This is a genomic window from Acinetobacter sp. CIP 102129 (genome assembly GCF_000368305.1).
In the GTDB taxonomy this organism is placed as follows: domain Bacteria; phylum Pseudomonadota; class Gammaproteobacteria; order Pseudomonadales; family Moraxellaceae; genus Acinetobacter; species Acinetobacter parvus.
Genome location: NZ_KB849341.1, coordinates 398,350 through 417,233 on the forward strand (window position 1 = coordinate 398,350; position 18,884 = coordinate 417,233).

Annotated in this window: 20 protein-coding genes and 2 tRNA genes; 8 read left to right on the plus strand and 14 right to left on the minus strand. The window is 42.3% G+C overall.

Translation table 11 applies throughout. The annotated features are described in order from the left end of the window. Positions 1 to 37: 37 nt before the first annotated feature. Positions 38 to 916: a translation elongation factor Ts gene (tsf, locus tag F973_RS09950; RefSeq protein ID WP_004676927.1), complete on the minus strand. Its 879-nt coding sequence runs from the start codon at positions 914 to 916 to the stop codon at positions 38 to 40. A gap of 138 nt (positions 917 to 1,054) precedes the next feature. After that, on the minus strand, positions 1,055 to 1,807 hold the full coding sequence (rpsB, locus tag F973_RS09955; protein WP_004652723.1) for a 30S ribosomal protein S2: 753 nt from the start codon (positions 1,805 to 1,807) through the stop codon (positions 1,055 to 1,057). A gap of 207 nt (positions 1,808 to 2,014) precedes the next feature. On the opposite strand from rpsB, the gene map reads away from it, so the two are divergent. Continuing rightward, positions 2,015 to 2,839 carry a type I methionyl aminopeptidase gene (gene map / locus F973_RS09960; protein WP_004761570.1) on the plus strand — a complete coding sequence of 275 codons (825 nt, stop codon included), beginning with the start codon at positions 2,015 to 2,017 and terminating at the stop codon, positions 2,837 to 2,839. A gap of 228 nt (positions 2,840 to 3,067) precedes the next feature. Here map and F973_RS09965 read toward each other — a convergent pair whose 3' ends face one another. Continuing rightward, positions 3,068 to 4,249, minus strand: a complete 1,182-nt coding sequence (locus F973_RS09965; RefSeq protein ID WP_004761572.1) for a trypsin-like peptidase domain-containing protein — start codon at positions 4,247 to 4,249, stop codon at positions 3,068 to 3,070. A 181-nt stretch (positions 4,250 to 4,430) separates the two neighbouring features. On the opposite strand from F973_RS09965, the gene F973_RS09970 reads away from it, so the two are divergent. From F973_RS09970 to F973_RS09995, 6 genes are all read left to right on the plus strand, one after another. After that, entirely contained in the window at positions 4,431 to 5,189 is a 759-nt protein-coding gene (locus F973_RS09970; protein ID WP_004761573.1) for a Nif3-like dinuclear metal center hexameric protein, read from the plus strand. A gap of 210 nt (positions 5,190 to 5,399) precedes the next feature. Continuing rightward, positions 5,400 to 6,026, plus strand: a complete 627-nt coding sequence (locus F973_RS09975; protein WP_004761574.1) for a superoxide dismutase — start codon at positions 5,400 to 5,402, stop codon at positions 6,024 to 6,026. A 146-nt stretch (positions 6,027 to 6,172) separates the two neighbouring features. After that, positions 6,173 to 6,248 (plus strand) — tRNA-Asn (locus F973_RS09980). A 173-nt stretch (positions 6,249 to 6,421) separates the two neighbouring features. Next, positions 6,422 to 6,730 (plus strand): DUF8200 family protein, encoded by a 309-nt coding sequence (locus tag F973_RS09985; protein WP_004682640.1) that lies wholly within the window; start codon positions 6,422 to 6,424, stop codon positions 6,728 to 6,730. A gap of 88 nt (positions 6,731 to 6,818) precedes the next feature. Further along, positions 6,819 to 6,894 (plus strand) — tRNA-Asn (locus tag F973_RS09990). A gap of 85 nt (positions 6,895 to 6,979) precedes the next feature. Further along, positions 6,980 to 7,534, plus strand: a complete 555-nt coding sequence (locus F973_RS09995; RefSeq protein WP_004761576.1) for a peroxiredoxin family protein — start codon at positions 6,980 to 6,982, stop codon at positions 7,532 to 7,534. A 45-nt stretch (positions 7,535 to 7,579) separates the two neighbouring features. Here F973_RS09995 and F973_RS10000 read toward each other — a convergent pair whose 3' ends face one another. The 11 genes from F973_RS10000 to F973_RS10050 all read right to left on the minus strand — a co-directional run bounded on the left by F973_RS10000 (position 7,580) and on the right by F973_RS10050 (position 16,863). After that, positions 7,580 to 8,227 (minus strand): MiaE family protein, encoded by a 648-nt coding sequence (locus tag F973_RS10000; RefSeq protein WP_004761578.1) that lies wholly within the window; start codon positions 8,225 to 8,227, stop codon positions 7,580 to 7,582. Positions 8,228 to 8,231: 4 nt separating this feature from the next. After that, positions 8,232 to 8,960: a pyridoxine 5'-phosphate synthase gene (pdxJ, locus tag F973_RS10005; RefSeq protein ID WP_004761580.1), complete on the minus strand. Its 729-nt coding sequence runs from the start codon at positions 8,958 to 8,960 to the stop codon at positions 8,232 to 8,234. A 55-nt stretch (positions 8,961 to 9,015) separates the two neighbouring features. Continuing rightward, a complete protein-coding gene (gene recO, locus F973_RS10010; protein ID WP_004761582.1) occupies positions 9,016 to 9,723 on the minus strand; it encodes a DNA repair protein RecO in 708 nt (235 codons plus the stop codon). 9 nt (positions 9,724 to 9,732) lie between these two features. Beyond that, entirely contained in the window at positions 9,733 to 9,930 is a 198-nt protein-coding gene (locus F973_RS10015; RefSeq protein ID WP_034431119.1) for an NF038104 family lipoprotein, read from the minus strand. Positions 9,931 to 9,956: 26 nt separating this feature from the next. After that, positions 9,957 to 10,982 (minus strand): GTPase Era, encoded by a 1,026-nt coding sequence (era, locus tag F973_RS10020; protein WP_004682646.1) that lies wholly within the window; start codon positions 10,980 to 10,982, stop codon positions 9,957 to 9,959. 4 nt (positions 10,983 to 10,986) lie between these two features. Beyond that, positions 10,987 to 11,682, minus strand: a complete 696-nt coding sequence (gene rnc, locus F973_RS10025; protein WP_004682647.1) for a ribonuclease III — start codon at positions 11,680 to 11,682, stop codon at positions 10,987 to 10,989. Continuing rightward, positions 11,651 to 12,028, minus strand: a complete 378-nt coding sequence (locus tag F973_RS10030) for a DUF4845 domain-containing protein (protein WP_004761583.1) — start codon at positions 12,026 to 12,028, stop codon at positions 11,651 to 11,653. The genes rnc and F973_RS10030 overlap by 32 nt, the downstream gene beginning before the upstream one ends. A 28-nt stretch (positions 12,029 to 12,056) precedes the next feature. Continuing rightward, the gene (gene lepB / locus F973_RS10035; protein WP_004761584.1) at positions 12,057 to 12,920 is read right to left on the minus strand and encodes a signal peptidase I; all 864 of its coding nucleotides are present in this window, start codon (positions 12,918 to 12,920) and stop codon (positions 12,057 to 12,059) included. Positions 12,921 to 12,941: 21 nt separating this feature from the next. Next, positions 12,942 to 14,759, minus strand: a complete 1,818-nt coding sequence (gene lepA, locus F973_RS10040; RefSeq protein WP_004761587.1) for a translation elongation factor 4 — start codon at positions 14,757 to 14,759, stop codon at positions 12,942 to 12,944. Positions 14,760 to 14,916: 157 nt separating this feature from the next. Further along, entirely contained in the window at positions 14,917 to 15,375 is a 459-nt protein-coding gene (locus tag F973_RS10045) for an acyl-CoA thioesterase (protein WP_004761588.1), read from the minus strand. A gap of 111 nt (positions 15,376 to 15,486) precedes the next feature. Then, positions 15,487 to 16,863 carry a Do family serine endopeptidase gene (locus F973_RS10050; protein ID WP_004761589.1) on the minus strand — a complete coding sequence of 459 codons (1,377 nt, stop codon included), beginning with the start codon at positions 16,861 to 16,863 and terminating at the stop codon, positions 15,487 to 15,489. Positions 16,864 to 17,236: 373 nt separating this feature from the next. Here F973_RS10050 and nadB point away from each other — a divergent pair, with 373 nt between their 5' ends. Next, entirely contained in the window at positions 17,237 to 18,874 is a 1,638-nt protein-coding gene (nadB, locus tag F973_RS10055; protein WP_171062345.1) for an L-aspartate oxidase, read from the plus strand. Positions 18,875 to 18,884 lie beyond the last annotated feature (10 nt).

Here is an 18,884-nt window from a genome sequence, read left to right on the forward strand (position 1 = left end):
CCCAGCAACAAGGCTGGGTTTTTTGAAAAGATACGAATTACTTCGCAGCTTCAGCCTGAGCAGCAGCAACTTCTTCTGCAAAGCTCATTTCAGCTTTCTTCTCAATACCCTCACCCACTTCGAAACGAACGAATTGAGCGACATTGGTACCCGTTGCTTTCAATACATCAGCAACTTTCTTGTCGTTGTCGATTACATACATTTGACGGTCAAGTGCAACTTCGTTCAAGTATTTATCAACTGAACCACTTACCATTTTCTCAACGATGTTCGCTGGCTTACCAGATTCCAACGCTTTCGCTTCAGCAATTTCTTTCTCTTTCGCGATTAAGTCAGCTGGAACAGCTTCTGCATTTACAGCAACTGGGTTGAACGCAGCAACGTGCATTGCAATACCTTTACCAGTGTCAGCATCACCTGTGTAAGATACAACCACACCGATTTTTAAACCGTGCTTGTAAACAGCCAAGTTTTCGCCTTCAACGATTTGAGCACGACGAACCTGGATGTTTTCACCAATTTTTTGAACAAGTGCAACACGAGCTTCTTCTACAGTTGCGCCATCTTCAAGCTTAAGTTCAGCAATTTTTGCAGCATCAGTTTCATTTGCAGCAAGTGCAGCAGCAGCAACCTTATCAGAGAAGTTTTTGAAGTTTTCGTCTTTTGCAACGAAGTCAGTTTGACAGTTAACTTCAACAAGAATCGCTTTGTTAGCGTCTTGAATAATTGTGATCGCACCATCGGCAGCAATGTTACCTGCTTTTTTAGCAGCTTTTGCCTGACCTGATTTACGAAGGTTATCAATTGCAAGTTCGATGTCACCGCCTGCTTCTGTTAATGCTTTTTTGCATTCCATCATTGCAAGACCAGTACGGTCACGTAATTCTTTTACCATGCTCGCAGTAACTGCAGTCATGTTGTTCTCCTAAAATCGGTAGAAAATAAATCTGTTCAACAAAAACGGCCCAAAGAATCTCTGGGCCGTTTGCAATCTCGACGCTTTAATCTGCCACCATTACATGTCGCAAAAATGACAAGCTTGCGTCAAAACGCATTAAGCCTCAGAAGCGTCTTTAGCAGCGTCGTCGCCTTTCGCTTGTGCATTTGCTTGTGATTGAGCATATTCTTTACCAGCAAGAATCGCATCAGCCATAGCAGAAGCATATAAAGTTACTGCACGGATCGCATCGTCGTTACCAGGAATAACGTAGTCTACGTTGTCTGGGTTAGAGTTTGTATCAACGATACCGATTACAGGAATACCCAGGTTTTTCGCTTCTTTGATTGCAATCGCTTCGTGATCAACGTCGATTACAAATAATGCGTCAGGTAAACCACCCATGTTTTTAACGCCGCCTAAAGCACGTTCAAGTTTTTCCATCTCACGAGTACGCTCTAAAGCTTCACGTTTAGTAAGCTTGGCAAAAGTACCATCTTGAGATTGAGTTTGAAGATCTTTTAAACGGTTGATAGATTGGCGAAGTGTTTTCCAGTTCGTCAACATACCACCTAACCAGCGGTGATCAACATATGGTTGACCAGCACGTTGTGCTTGTTCACGGATGATGTTAGAAGCAGCACGTTTCGTACCAACAAACAATACTTTATTCTTTTTGCTAGCAAGGTTGTTAACAAAGTTCAAAGCATCATTTAACGCAGGAACAGTGTGCTCAAGGTTGATGATGTGAATTTTGTTACGCGCACCAAAGATGTATTGACGCATCTTTGGATTCCAGAAACGTGTTTGGTGACCGAAGTGTGCGCCTGCTTGAAGAAGGTCGCGCATGCTTACGTTGTAATCTGCCATTTTCTTTACCTTAAAGTTTGGGTTAGGCCTCCATATATCCGCATCCTCCACCCTAACGGGCACCCAGAGAAATGTGTCGATATATGTGCGGATTTTATTGCCCCATCGCACAAAGCCCGTGAAATTTATTCACGAAAAAGCATTTGATAAAATGGGCGGCTATTTATACCATAGTCACACACAAATTTCCAAAAGTTTTTAGAGATCATGAATACAACTTATACAGCCCCTCGTCGATTAATCAAAACACCTGAAGAAATTGAAAAGATGCGTGTTGCAGGCAAATTGGCGGCTGAAGTTCTAGACATGATTAAACCGCACATTAAAGCGGGTGTAAGCACTTTAGAACTCGATACCATCTGTCGCAATCACATTGAAAATGTACAGCAGGCCATTCCTGCCTGTGTAGGTTACGGCGCGGCACCAGGCCGCCCTGCTTTTCAACATTCAATCTGTACTTCGGTTAACCATGTGGTTTGTCATGGTATCCCATCTGAAAATAAAATCCTAAAAAATGGCGATATTCTGAATATTGATGTCACCGTGATTAAAGATGGTTATCACGGCGACACCAACATGATGTATATCGTCGGTGGAGAGACTTCTATTCTTGCAAACCGTTTGTGTCAGGTGGCTCAGGAAGCCATGTACCGTGGTATGGCAACGGTTAAAGATGGTTCTTATCTGGGTGATGTTGGCTATGCTATCCAGCAGTATGTGGAATCGCAACGTTTCAGTGTGGTGCGTGAATATTGTGGTCATGGTATTGGCAAGGTGTTCCATGATGAGCCACAGGTTCTGCATTATGGCCAGAAAGGCACAGGCATGATTCTTGAAGCTGGAATGACTTTTACCATTGAGCCAATGGTCAACGCTGGTGTTTGGCAAACCAAGCTTTTAGGCGATAAATGGACGGTGGTAACTAAAGACCATAAGTTGTCTGCTCAATACGAACATACGATTCTCGTCACCAAAACAGGAATTGAAGTGTTAACAGCACGTCCTGAAGAAGACTTATCACGTTTTATGTAGACACTCATTTAAATAAGATATAAGAAGCTGCTTCGGTAGCTTTTTTATTAAGATGCGGATTGTGATGAATATAGTCAAATCATCAAATTTTGCTGTTTTAATAAAAAATAAAAAGCCTATAAACAATCAAAAAGCTTGCTGAGTGACCTTGATCAGCAAGCTTTTTTTATTGCTCAAACAAAAGGGCTGCCCTTAAGCAGCCCTTTTTCATTAAATATAATCAATTAGTTATTGTTGTTTAGGCAATGGAATATATTGCGACTGGGCATTTTGCTGCACTTTACGCTCGCCTACTTTGACCTGCAAGGTTTGCTGCTTGCCATCACGCTCAACAACTACATCAATCACACTTGCAGGTGCCTGCAAGGCCACATAATTGATCAGGTGTGATGCTGAGCTAATTTGCTCATTATTGACCTGAATGATTTTATCACCACGCTTCACGCCCGCAGCATCGGCTGGACCATCACGCAATACATCTGCAACAATGACACCGACTGGTTTTGAGGCCAGTACATCTTCATCCAGCGTATTTGGAATCAGGCTAATGCCCAACCAGCCACGTACAACACGACCATCTTTTAAAATCGAGTTGAGAACCTGCTGGCAAATCTGTGCAGGAATCGCAAAACCAATCCCCAGCGAACCACCAGACTGCGAGAAGATTGCAGTATTTACACCAATCAGGTTACCCGCAACATCAATCAATGCACCACCAGAATTACCTGGGTTAATTGCAGCATCGGTCTGAATAAAATCTTCATAGGTATTGATACCTAGATCTGAACGACCTGTGGCAGAAATAATCCCCTGCGTGACAGTCTGACCCACTCCAAATGGATTACCAATCGCCAGCACGACATCCCCAACCTCATTACCACTCAGTTTAAATGGCAGAACAGGCAGTTTGTTCAGTTCAATCTTAATGACAGCCAAATCAGTATCAGGGTCAGTTCCGATCACCTTAGCTTCAGCACGGCGACCATCATGCAACGCCACTACAATATGTTCAGCCTGAGCAATCACATGGTTATTGGTTAAAATATAACCATCTGCACGAACAATAACGCCCGAACCCAGACTATTTTCATTTTGAGGCTGCTGAGGAATCTGGTTACCAAAAAACTCACGGAACACAGGATCATTCAACAATGGATGATTCATCTGCTTCACTTTCTGCGTGGTAAAAATATTTACCACGGCTGGCGTTGCAACCTTTACCGCAGCACTATAGGAAACCACGCCACCCGTTCGGGTTGTATCAATCAGTGGCTCCACTTTTTCGGCAGGCATTTTAACGCCATCGGCAGCGACTGTTGGCTTTGGCTGATGCAATTTTTGCCAGCTTAGGAAACTAATGATAACAAGAATGAGTAATACCCAAGGTAACCATGTAAATGCACGGCGCACGTTTATTATCCTCTAGGCGAACAATGGAGTTAATATATTGAAGAACACGAGTTTTCCACTATTGTAAAGTAAATTGCCTAAAATCAATGCAAAAGTTAAAAAAGTTTTGTCTAGCTTTAGTTACATTCAAAAATATGTTTTTATTGACAGTTATATAGATGTAAAGCATTTAAGGAATCGCATGGCAAATTTGCATGACATTGTGCAGTGGTGTAATCAGACATTAAAAGCGAATGAATTTAAGGACTATGCACCAAACGGGCTACAAATTGAGGGCAATTCTGAAGTCAGTAGAATTGTTTGTGCCGTCACAGCCTCTGAAGGTGCCATTGATGCGGCAATTGCTCAACAGGCAGGTGCCTTGCTGGTTCATCATGGCTATTTCTGGAAAGGTGAACCCTACCCAATCACAGGGATGCGTGGCAATCGCATTAAAAAACTCATTCAAAACAACATTTCACTGATCGCCTATCACCTGCCCTTGGATGCCCATCCTGTGCTGGGAAATAATGCAGCCATTGCGGAGTTAATCGGCTTACAAGATTTGGAAGCGCTGGACCCAACCGAAAAACATCCGATTGGCAATATTGGCTATCTGGATCAAGCCCTGAGCCCTGAACAATTTAAGGAAAGACTACAGGCGGTCTTTGATTTTAGTGTATTACATCTGGCATGTGATAAAGCCCTGATTCAGAAAGTTGGCTTTTGTACAGGCGGAGCACAGGACTTTATTGATAAGGCAGCTCAGGAGAACTGTGATGCCTATATTTCAGGTGAAGTGAGTGAGCGTACGTTTTATCAGGCTAAAGAATTAGGTGTTCATTATTTTGCATGTGGGCATCATGCAACAGAACGTTATGGTGTACAGCGTTTGGCTCAGGCCATTGCCAAGCAGTTTTCCATACAAGCTGAATATTTTGAATTAAACAATCCGATTTAACCCAATGGCATAATTCGATTCTGTTCAACATATTTTTCCATAACATTGTCTGTGGTTTCAAATCAAGCTTTGCTTTACTTGAAGCTCAGGTTATACATTTAAATTAAGTCGTTATTGTGTATAGTTCTTTAAAAGACTGCACTATTCTCTGTAGAATCATTTACAATAGAGCCACTTAATGTAAAACCCAGCAAATGCAAGGATTGGAACATGACAACCATTACTTTACCTGCACTTCCATATGGCTATGATGATTTAGCGCCGCACATTACCCGCGAAACTTTAGAATACCATCACGACAAACACCACAATACTTATGTTGTTAACCTGAACAACCTCATTAAAGGTACTGACCTTGAAGGCAAAACTTTAGAGGAAATCATCCAGGCTTCTGCTGGCGATGCTTCTAAAGCAGGTATCTTTAACAATGCTGCACAGGTCTGGAACCACACATTCTACTGGAACAGCATGAAACCAAATGGTGGTGGCAAGCCTACAGGCGCAATCGCAGCTAAAATCGAAGAAGCTTTTGGTAGCTATGAAAAATTTGCAGAAGAATTTACCGCTGCTGCAACAACTCAGTTCGGTTCAGGTTGGGCTTGGTTGGTTGCCGATGAAATCAATGGTAAATTATCAATTACCAAAACTTCAAATGCAGACACCCCGCTTGCTCACGGTCAAATTGCGGTATTAACCATTGACGTTTGGGAACATGCTTACTACATCGACTTCCGTAACTTACGTCCAAAATACATCGCAACTTTCCTAGAAAGCCTAGTGAACTGGGACTATGCAAATGCAAAACTTGCTGGTCAACCAGCAGGTGTTGAGAAATAATTTTTATTTCTTGAATAAAAACTGCCCACTTCGGGCAGTTTTTTTATGCGTAAAGCCTAAAAAGCATATTTATCAAGCAAACAATTCATTTTATTTACTATTCTTATTGACGCATACGTTTTTAATGCCTAAAATGCGCATCAGATTCTCCCATAGCTCAGTCGGTAGAGCGACGGACTGTTAATCCGCAGGTCCCTGGTTCGAGCCCAGGTGGGAGAGCCAAAATTCTAAAAAGCCCTGATTTGATCAGGGTTTTTTTATTGTCAATGCTTTAATTTATTGTCATCCCTGTTGTAACTCTATTTATTTTTTATGTTGCATCTCGTATATGTTTTAGCCCTGCGTCCTTTTCAACCCTATAATAAAAAACGATGGTCATATTAAGGAAAACCATAATGAAGAAACTACTTCTCAGTTTATTATTCTTATGCAGTCCAGTCATGGCTGCACAAACAACATGGTATGCAGGCTCGACTTATAAGGGTACTGTGACTGTCCCTATTGAAAATGGGCCAAATGTGGTCTGGAAGTGTAATGGTAAAGTTTGTAGCATGTCTGGGCCCTGGGGCAATGACCTGTCTCTGGACTCCTGTCAAAATCTGGTTTTGCGTATTGGCAAGATTAGCTATTATAAAAATTCAGTGGGAGCAAGCTGGACAGCGCATTCGTCCCAATTAGCCCAATGCAATCAGGTTGTACGTTAATATAGCGATTTTAAGCACTTAACAGTTTATTATTTACACTGATTTTACTTGACTATAAACGTCTTGCCCCCTAAAATTCACTCCAGATTCTCCCATAGCTCAGTCGGTAGAGCGACGGACTGTTAATCCGCAGGTCCCTGGTTCGAGCCCAGGTGGGAGAGCCAAAATTCTAAAAAGCCCTGATCAATAATCAGGGCTTTTTTATATTAAGCACAATGCATACCTTTTAAAATATATGGTCTTATCATAATGCGTCTTATATCGCCAGAAACTGCACCAAAATTTCAACTTATAGATAGCCATGGCAGAGTAGTTCGACTAGACTCAGGTAAACGCACTTTACTTGCATTTTTCCGTGATACAAACTGTCCTTTTTGTAATTTTAGAATTTTCCAATTAACACAACATTATAAAAAACTTTCGGATGAAGGCTTAGAAATCATTGCATTTTTTTCATCAACACATGAAGAAGTCAATGAATTTGTAAGAAAACGCCCTCGCCCTTTTACGATCGTCGCCGATCCTGAAAATATCGCCTATAAAGCTTATGGTATTGAACGATCAATGGCACGCTCTGCTTATAGCGTTTTTCGACATTTCGTCTCATGGGTTTTAGGCATCAAAATAATTGGGGCTGAGGGTTTAAAAAAGAATCTACAAAATCCAAGTGATATTATGCCAGCAGATTTTTTAATTGATGAGCAAGGTTATATTATTGAAACATATTACGGTTCTGATGCTAGCGACCACATTCCATTTGAAAATATTTATAAATTTTTAAATGCTGATCAGACCCCTAAGTAGTCTACAACACCTCGTGTTTAATTGATTTATGCAAAAATGGTGTGTTTAGCGACTAGGCACACCGCTATGGAAACGGAACGTATCATCTGGCGTTAAAATTAGATTCTTTTCCACTTCACGGATATGTTCAATCCGCTGCTGAATATTTTCTTCTGGGTCTTTAAGTTTGGCAGTTTTTGCAACATCCAAGGCCAGTGCCAGATAATCCTCAAAATGACGAGATTCAGACTTAAGTAAGTAGCGGTAGTAACGCCCCAGCTCATCGTCTACAACAGGTGCCAGCGCATAGAAGCGCTCACAGGAACGTGCCTCTACAAAAGCTCCGATAATCATGACATCAATCAATGCTTCAGGCTCGTAAGTACGGATTTCTTTACGCAATCCACCAGCATAACGCCCAGCACTCAATCCTTTCCACTCCTGACCACGTTTGGTCATGAATTCCAGAACCTGCTCATAATGCAGCATTTCTTCACGAACCAATTGTGCCAATTTCACTTGTAAGTCGGTAAAAAAGCTATAGCGGAACATCAGGTTCATTGCTGTACTTGCCGCTTTCTTTTCACAATTGGCATGGTCTTGCATCAGAATGTCGAGCTTATTCACCGCTTCATCTAGCCATGCCTGAGGAGTGGAACAACCTAAAAATGCAATGACAGGTTGCATTAACTCATCATAATTCACACTACTCATCAATTTATCTCGCAGCAGCCTGAATCGCTGCTTTCATATCTTTAACTGCCTGAGCCAGACCAACGAATACACTATCGGCAATAATTGAGTGTCCGATGTTTAATTCATGAATGTGTGGAATTGCTGCAATTGCTGCCACATTATCCAAATTCAAACCATGCCCGGCATTCACAACCAAACCTTTAGCTGCTGCATATTCAGCACCTTTGATAATACGAGCTAATTCAGCTTGTTGCTGCTCATCCGTCTCGGCATCAGCATAAGCACCCGTATGGATTTCAATGGTTGGTGCGCCACATGCGACAGCTGCGTCAATTTGTGCAAAATCTGCATCAATAAATAAAGATACATCACTGCCAATCGCTTTCAGTGCTTCAGTTGCCGCCTTCACTTTTTCAAAGTTACCTACAACATCCAGGCCACCCTCTGTAGTCACTTCCTGACGACGTTCAGGAACAAAACAGACATGCTGAGGCTGGATTTCCTTGGCAAACGCAACCATTTCATCCGTCACTGCCAATTCAAGATTCATACGTGTTTTTAATAATGGACGCATACGACGTACATCATCATCTTGTATATGACGGCGATCTTCGCGCAAATGGAGGGTAATCCCCTCTGCACCCGCTTGCTCACAAACCAAAGCAGCCTGAACTGGATCGGGGTAAGTTGTACCACGTGCCTGTCTTAATGTCGCAACATGATCAATGTTTACACCTAAGATTGCAGCCATAAAAAATATCCTATCGGTTTAGCCCTGAATCATTATTTTCAATACATCAGGAATATCAAGTTTGTGTACTTTGAATCCACAGTTGACGGCTTTTCAGGGGTCGATCACCCAACAAAGCGCCAATCATTTGACGGTATAGTTTACCCAATAATTGCAGTTGTTCGCGAGAAAAATCCTGACCATCTTCATAACTTTGCATGGATGTAATCAATGCACCATCAAGTGTTGAACGTGAGGCTTGTGAAACTGGCAGAAAACCATCATTGAGCTGAAATTGATAGTGTTGGAATGGCGAAATTTCCTGCTGGTTTGCATCTACCGAAAAATCAATCGCATAGCCCAACTCCTGCAATAATACATGCTCAAATTGACGTAAAATTTGTCGAAGAAATAAAGAGGCTTGTTTATGCGATGCCAATTGCTGTAATTGCAACAAGGTCAGTTGGTATTGTTCAAACGTCTGTGGCATTGCCTCTTCAAGCGGGCATACACGCAACACGATCTCATTTAAATAGAAACCAGCAAAAAATGCATCACCATAAAAGAATACAGGTTGATTCAGAATTTCCAGTTTTGTGAAGTTTTTTAGTTCAGATTTGCCTGTGGCCTGCAGACGAATAGGCTGATATTGCGGCGGTGGGGTCTGTCTTAGAATCCCATCCACCCGCCCATATTCTTGTGTAAATAAATGCACAATATGGCTTTTTTCACGATATTTACGATGATGAATCAAATAACCATGTAGGACTTCATTGCGCATCATAGTACGAGACTAGTCCTTCTTTTTCTCATCCTTTTCTTCATCATCGCCATCAGGAATAACTGCACCAGCCACAGCAGCAGTCCCCTTAACAACACCTTTGGTGGTCTTATAAGCAACTTTAACAGGTACGGTCACAAGCTTATGAACACAGCCTTGCAACATGAAGATGCATGTTACGATTGCGAGTACACGGATTGTTATTTTCATACCTGTTTCCATTGTCTTAAAACCTGTTAAATATCGCTATAACCCAAGCTTTTTAACGCACGCTCATCATCAGACCAACCACCTTTGACTTTCACCCAAAGCGTTAGCATAATTTTTTGCTCAAACATTTTTTCCATATCTGTACGTGCATCCATGCCAATGCTTTTCAGCTTCGCACCTTTATCACCAATCACAATCGCTTTTTGGCCTTGGCGTTCCACAAAAATGGTCGCATCAATATACGTACAAGGTGGCTTTAAACGACCTGTTTTTTCATTTACGGCTGCTTCTTCAGTTTTAAATGATTCGATTTGTACAGTCAAATCATATGGCAGCTCTTCACCTAACTGACGCATAATTTTCTCACGAATGATCTCACTCGCAAGGAAACGCTCAGAACGATCAGTAATTTGATCTAATGAATACAATGGTGGTTGATATGGCAGATACTTCTCGATGGTATCTCGCAAATGATCGAGATTTGCACCACGCAATGCTGAAACCGGAACAATTTCAGCAAAATTCATGAGCTTGGCACGCTCTCGAATCAGTGGTAAAGCCTCATTTTTATTTTCAAATGTATCAAGTTTATTGATCACTAGAATCACTGGCATATCTGCATTTTTAAGTTTTTCCAAAACCAATTCATCGTTTTGCGTCCACTTTTGTGCATCCACCACAAATAAAACCAGATTCACATCACGCAAAGCAGAGTGTGCCGCACGATTCATCATCTTATTGATGGCACGTACTTCTTTTTTATGCATCCCAGGAGTATCTACAAATACCGCCTGTGATTTTTCACGCGAGTCAATACCGACGATTTTGTGGCGTGTGGTTTGTGGCTTACGTGAAGTAATAGATAGTTTTTGACCCAAGATGTGGTTCATCAAAGTCGATTTTCCTACATTTGGACGACCAACAATAGCCACAAAACCGCTTTTGAAATCTGAGGGAATAGTCGTTCCCTGAGAACTAAAAAATTGATCAACTACATTATTGCCATCTTGCTGTTCAGTTGCTTCTGGCTTATTTTCTTCTGAATGAGACATCAGGTTATTGCTCCAATAATTTTAAAATCTCTGCCGCTGCCGTTTGTTCGGCAAAACGACGACTTGAGCCCTCGCCTATAATTTTTGGCAGTCCCGCTACATCACATTCCACTTTGAAATGTTGATTAGGGGCATCACCCTGAATATCTACAACCTCGTAAACTGGGAGAGGTTTTTTACGTGCTTGTAAATACTCTTGCAAACGTGATTTTGGATCTTTGAGTTGATCTGTCGGTTCGATATAATCCAGATAAGGCTCATACCATTTTAGCACAATGCGTTCCAACAGGTTGAGATCATTGCTATCCAAATAAATGGCACCAATAATTGCTTCAACTGTATCAGCCAGAATTGACTCTCGGTGATGTCCACCCGATTTTAACTCGCCTGTGCTTAAAATTAATGACCGACTCAATTGTAAGTCATTTGCAATTTTCCCCAATGCTTCCTGTCGAACCAAAGTCGCACGCATCCGCGTTAAGCGACCTTCATTTTCAAGTGGGTAGGTATGGTAAAGATAATTGGCAACAATCATCCCTAATAATGAATCGCCTAGAAATTCCAGGCGTTCATAATTGTGCTTTTGACTCACAGAACGATGGGTCAATGCCAGTTTTAACAAATCAAGGTGTTTAAACTGGTGACCAATTCGCCCTTGCAGACGTGCATCATTGAGCTTGTTTGGCAGATTTTTGGTCAAAAGTCTTCTCAAAGGTCATCACTAAACTAATATTCAGCATGAAAGGCTTACGCACTTCATACTTTTTCTTAACAATTAAATCATCTTTATAAGTAACCTGTGCAACATCCTTGAAACGAAGATCCCGAACCCCATTCATATCCAGACGCTGATCCATCTGAGCTGCGAACTGAGTTGGTGTAATATTCTCAGGACTATCCTTTAATAGACCTTCAATTTGAGAATCTATAATTCGATCATCCCAATATGCTGGCCAGATTGCGATTGATGCCTTTACAGCAATCGCAAATAAAACCACCCCAAATAAAATTGCAATATACGAAGCCCCTTGCTGAGATTTACGCATCTGTAGTATGTCCTATACGTTTTATTTATTAGTCAATCTTACCATTTCGGCTGAAACTTGGAAGATTGAAACCAGGTTCTTTATGCATCCATACATAAAAAGCACGGCCTGTTAAATTTGATTCTGGGACAAAACCCCAAAAACGGCTATCAGCGCTTTGGTCACGGTTATCCCCCATCGCAAAATACTGGCCTTGTGGTACAGTCACTTCCCAATCCCGTCCATTACTTTTAATAAACACATCATTGGCTTTTGCCACAAATGGCACTAATGCTTCAGCGCCCTTTAACTGAGCAAACTGGAACTGTTCAGCCAAAGGATTACGCCCATCCAGATAACGGATCAGATGCTGATGCTCACCTAAAGTCTCTTTAAAATAATATACGGTTGGCGTTTCAAGTTGATCCTTTTCACGTTTAACCTCAGTAGCAACTTTTGCAATTTGCTGACCATTAATGATTAGCTGCCCATCTTTAAACTGAATATGGTCACCAGGCAAACCCACTACACGCTTGATATAACTAATAGTAGGCTGTGGTGGATAACGGAACACGATGACTTCACCGCGCTTTGGTTCACCAACATTAATTATTTTGGTATTTATAATCGGCAAACGTACACCGTAATCAAACTTATTCACCAAAATAAAGTCACCTGTTTCCAAGGTAGGCACCATAGAGTCAGATGGGATATTAAACGGCTCATAGAGGAAAGAACGCAGCACCAACACCACAGCCAATACTGGCCAGAAATCATACGCCCATGTGATCACAAAGTTTTCCTGATCACGTCCCTTATTTACACGTTGTTTCAGTACAAACTTGTCAAGCAACCACACAATAAAAAATATCAGTGTGACTGGAACGAGAATCAAATTAAAATCAAAATCCATGAGCGATTCCTAAGTCTTTTTCTATCGATCAACTTTTAATACAGCCAAGAACGCTTCCTGTGGAATTTCGACACTTCCCACCTGTTTCATGCGTTTCTTACCTTCTTTTTGTTTCGAAAGCAGTTTCTTCTTACGAGACACGTCACCACCATAACATTTTGCCAAAACGTTCTTACGCATGGCTTTAACGGTAGAACGTGCAATGATTTGCGCACCAATCGCTGCCTGAATCGCCACATCATACATTTGGCGGGGAATCAGGTCTTTCATCTTCTCAACCAGTGCGATACCACGATGGCGCGCATCCTGACGGTGACAAATCATCGCCAAAGCATCCACCTTTTCGCTATTAATTAACACGTCAACCTTAACCAGAGATGAACTCTCAAAACGGACAAAGTTATAATCCAGTGAAGCAAAGCCACGAGAACAGGATTTCAACTTGTCAAAGAAATCCATAACCACCTCAGCCATTGGAATTTCAAAGGTGATGGATACCTGATTACCCAGGAATTTCATATCTTTTTGCACACCACGACGCTCAATACACAAGGTCATGACATTGCCCAGATATTCCTGTGGCACAAGAATATGACATTCTGCAATCGGCTCACGTAAGTCTTCAACTGTTGAACCATCTGGCATTTTCGATGGGCTATCGATATAAATAATGTCGCCTTTCTTGGTCAATGCTTCATAAATTACAGTTGGCGCAGAACTAATCAGGTCAAGATCATATTCACGTTCCAAACGTTCCTGCACAATTTCCATATGCAGCATCCCCAAGAAGCCGCAACGGAAACCAAAACCTAAAGCATCAGAGCTTTCTGGTTCAAAGAATAAAGCTGAATCATTAATCTGGAGTTTTTGCAGAGCCTCACGGAATGGCTCGAAATCACTGGCATCAATTGGGAAAAGCCCAGCATACACCTGTGGCTTCACTTTCTTAAAGCCTGGAAGTATTGCAACATCGGGAGTAGATGAAAGCGTGATGGTATCGCCGACTGGTGCACCAAAAATATCCTTGATACCCGCAATGACAAAACCAACCTCACCTGCTTCGAGAATGTCAGTTTCGGTATGTTTTGGATTAAACACACCTACTGACGTGACAGGATGAGTTTGACCTGTCGATTTAACCAGCATCTTGTCGCCCTTGCGGATACGACCCTGTTTAATACGGACAAGCGAGACAACACCCAAATAGTTATCAAACCATGAGTCAATGATCAACGCCTGCAACGGCGCATCACGGTCACCTTCTGGTGCTGGAATCACATCAACCAGACGCTCTAAAACGCCCTCAACCCCTAAACCTGTTTTTGCAGAACAGGTTGGCGCATCTGTTGCCTCAATCCCGATAATTTCTTCAATCTCATGGATGACACGCTCAGGTTCAGCCTGAGGTAAATCAATCTTGTTCAGGATGGGCAATACTTCCAAGCCTTGCTCAATTGCGGTATAACAGTTTGCAACAGATTGAGCCTCAACTCCCTGTGCCGCATCCACGACTAGCAATGCACCTTCACATGCAGCCAAGGAACGAGACACTTCATAAGAAAAGTCAACGTGCCCTGGCGTATCAATAAAGTTGAGTTGATATTCCTGACCATTCGGATGGGTATAGTACAACGTGACGGATGCAGCCTTAATGGTAATCCCACGTTCACGCTCAAGCTCCATGGAGTCCAGCACCTGAGCCTGCATCTCACGATCCTGTAAGCCACCACACATTTGAATGAAACGGTCAGCCAGTGTTGACTTACCGTGGTCAATGTGAGCAATGATCGAGAAATTTCGTATATTTTTGATATCTACGGATTTTTTAGCTTGCGCCATGGGTTACCTTGAGAAAATAGAACGCCTGATACTTTAAAAAAGCAATAGGCCAAAGCGGTTTAACAAAATTGTTGCCGATTATAACAGAACAGCTTTTCAAAGTATCCAAAATAATGAGTTTCATTTAAAGGCTTCATTGTTCACGCAACACTTTCATTCATTCCATAGCAGCATAGGAAATTGAAAAATCCATCGGATTCAAATCAGCTGGAATGGGTTGGTAGGCATGGGTAAAACTTGGTGACATGCGTTTTGGACGACCTGTCGCAATTTCAATACAGGCCCATTTAGTGTTACCAACAAACAGGATACTTTGATCCTTGGGACGGTAAAATGCATACTGGCGAAAAGAATATAATGCATTAATACCATTAAGCCACGTCCTTAAGATGACTTCCTCCCCCTCAAATGCAGCCTTACGATATTGCACATGGTGTTCAACCGCGACCATCGCATGCTTGAGTTCCAGATATTGTGCCAGCCCCAAACCCAATGCTTCGATATGCGCCTCAGCAACATCTTGCATCCACTGGATATACATCACATTGTTGACATGCCCAAGTACATCAATATGTGCTGGCTGAACCTGTATTTTTAAATCAAAAATGGTACTCATTGGTCTGATATTTCATTCGTCAAAGTTTCGTTGCATACACTAGTCTAAACCCATCGTCATTACAAAATAAAAACCACTCCAATGAGGAGTGGTTTTAAAAATCAAGATGAATTACTGAAGACGCAAACCAACAATTGCACGTTGCCCCTGACGGATAATCACAATACGGGCCACACTATTTTTTGGCAATGCTGCAATTGCCTTGGCAAATGCCTGACTATTGGCAACAGGTGTGCTGTTGACTTGTACAATCACATCCCCCGCAACCAGATTCGACAATGAAGCCAAACCACCACGTTTCACCTCACGGACCAAAGCACCACCATTAACATTTAAACGGCTTTGTTCAGCTTCCGTCAAGTCACGGATATTCATACCCAAGCCATTGGTTGGATTATTTTTATCCTCAGCCGCAGGTGTATCATCTGGCGCCACACTTAAAGTCGCAGAAATTGTACGGATCTTGTCATCTCTCAGAACTTCCAGCTGGATGGTCTGGTTTGGTGCAATACGGTTTAAGCGATAAATCAGGTCGCTGGTACGGCTAATGCTATTACCATCCAGTTTTAAAATGACATCACCTGGTTTTAGGCCTGCTTTTTCAGCAGGAGATTTTGGCGAAACCTGATTAATCAATGATCCTTCTGGTTTTGGCAGTTTATAGGCATCGGCCAAGTTGCGGTCAATATCCTGCAACATCACCCCCAAATAAGAACGCGTTACCTTGCCATTAGTTTTCAGCTGCTGCACAACATCCATCGCCACATCAATTGGGATAGAGAAAGACAAGCCCATATAACCACCCGTACCACTAAAGATACGAGAGTTTACACCCACTACCTCACCACGCTGGTTAAACAATGGGCCACCAGAGTTGCCTGGGTTTAAGGCTGCATCGGTCTGAATAAATGGAACTGACGTTTCACCACTCATATTGCGTGACTTTGCGCTGACGATACCTGCCGATGCTGAGTAATCAAAGCCAAAAGGAGAACCTATCGCCAACACAGGTTCACCCACTTTTAGCTGATTTGAATCACCAATTTTCAGTTCAGGGAAACTCGCGCCATTCACTTTTAGCAAGGCAATATCAGTACGCTCATCACTTCCAACTAAGGTTGCATCAAGCTCACGACGGTCATTTAAGGTAATGGTAATACGTGAGGCATCGTCAATGACATGACGATTGGTTAACAGATAGCCATCCTTACTGATAAAGAACGCACTGCCGTAAGCGGTTTTTTCCTGTGGCCCCTGCTGTTGGGGAATAATCACCTGATTACCAAAAAAACGGCGTAAAATTTCGGGAACCTGTTGCTGCAACAACTCTTCCTGAGTCATTTTCTTCACAACATTCACACTCACCACAGCAGGGCTAACCTGCTCAACGAGACTTGAAAAATCTACTGGCGATGCAGCATTGACTTGAGCAGCTGCCACCGTAAATACCGCAGCATACATTCCTTGTTGTAAATAGCGACTTTTCATGAAGCAAGAACCTACATACTGATGATCAAATAAAATTCAAGATTATGTTTTTATCATAACCCCAGCATTCTTTTCGTAAAAATATGTTTATATTTTCAAGGTATACAAAGAAATAGAATGGCAAAATGTGAATAAATTGTGGAGTTCCACCTCAATCTTCACTCTCAGCCATGTTTTATCATGGGAAGCCTTAAAAAAAGATTAAAACAGTGTTCCAAATCGTAATTGACCTATATTTATATAGATCTGCTAAATTATGGTAAGCAATTAAAATAAACTTATTCGCTAAAATTTCATTCAATTCTAGGCAGATTGGCACTTGCCTTTTTCATTAAAAAGCGTTGTCATTAGCGAACGTTTGAAAATGAAGCAGATCGTCATGCCTGATTTAGAAACAATTCACCATTTTGATGTGATTATTGTAGGCAGTGGTGGTGCGGGCCTAAGCCTCGCACTCTCTTTACCAAGTCATTACAACATTGCAATTTTGGCAAAGGCGGCGCTCACGGAAGCCAGTACCTTTTATGCTCAGGGCGGTGTTGCTGCGGTACTGGACGAGACTGATTCCATTCAACAACACATTAGTGACACGATGATTGCAGGCGCACATTTATGTGAAATGGATGCCGTCAAACATACCGTTGAGGGTGGCAAACCCTCTGTTGACTTCCTGCTGAAACAAGGTGTGCAGTTCACACTGGATGATGACGAGCAATTACACCTTACCCGTGAAGGGGGTCACTCACAACGCCGTATCATCCATTCAGCGGATGCAACAGGCAAAGCAATTTCAACCACATTGGTTGAACGCGCCAAAGAACGCGATAACATCACCATTTTTGAAAATTACATTGCAATTGACCTGATCACCTTGCATAAACTTGGCCAACAGAACCAGCCTAACCGTGCAATTGGCTTATATGCCCTGGATGAAAGTGCTGAACAGGTTCATACGTTTCTGGCCCCTTTCACCGCTTTGGCTTGTGGCGGTGCAATGAAAGCCTATCTATATACCTCAAACCCTGACATTGCAACGGGTGATGGTATTGCAATGGCCTATCGTGCGGGTTGCCGTGTTGCCAATATGGAATTCAACCAATTCCACCCAACCTGCTTATACCATCCCAAAGCACGTTCGTTCCTGATTACTGAAGCAATGCGTGGTGAAGGGGCTTATCTGCGTTTACCTGATGGTGAACGTTTTATGCTGCGTTTTGATGAACGTGCCGAACTTGCACCCCGTGATATTGTGGCCCGTGCCATTGACTACGAGATCAAGCGGTTGGGTATCCGCCATGTATGGCTGGACATTACCCATAAATCACCAGAATTTATTACCGAACACTTCCCTACACTCTATGCACGCCTGCTAGAGCTTGGTATTGACATTACCAAGGACATGATTCCTGTTGTACCTGCTGCCCACTATACCTGTGGTGGTGTGATGGTAGATTCCAGCAGCCACACCGATTTGACAGGTTTGTATGCCATTGGTGAAACCTCCTACACAGGTCTACACGGTGCAAACCGTATGGCGAGCAACTCATTGCTGGAGTGCTTTGTGTATGGCATGAGCGCGGCGGAAGATATTGAGCAGAAATTTGATGAGGGCTTTAAATTCCCTGAGGTGCCTGCGTGGGATGAATCACAGGTCACCGATGCCGATGAAGATGTGGTGATTCTGCAAAACTGGGATGAATTGCGTTCAACCATGTGGAACTATGTGGGAATTGTACGTACCACCAAACGTTTACAACGTGCCCTGCACCGTATTGAAATGTTAAAACGTGAAATCACAGAGTATTATCAGGACTATCGTGTCAGCAAGAATCTGATTGAATTGCGTAATCTGGTGCTTGTTTCTGAAATGATTGTTCGCTGTGCCATGCAACGCAAGGAATCGCGTGGCCTGCATTACACGCTGGATTATCCTGAACTCTCCAGTGAAATTCGTAAAACTGTTCTGACACCACCAAATTTTGCAGTGGAACAGCCGTTGGTGAATGAGTAATTATATTTAT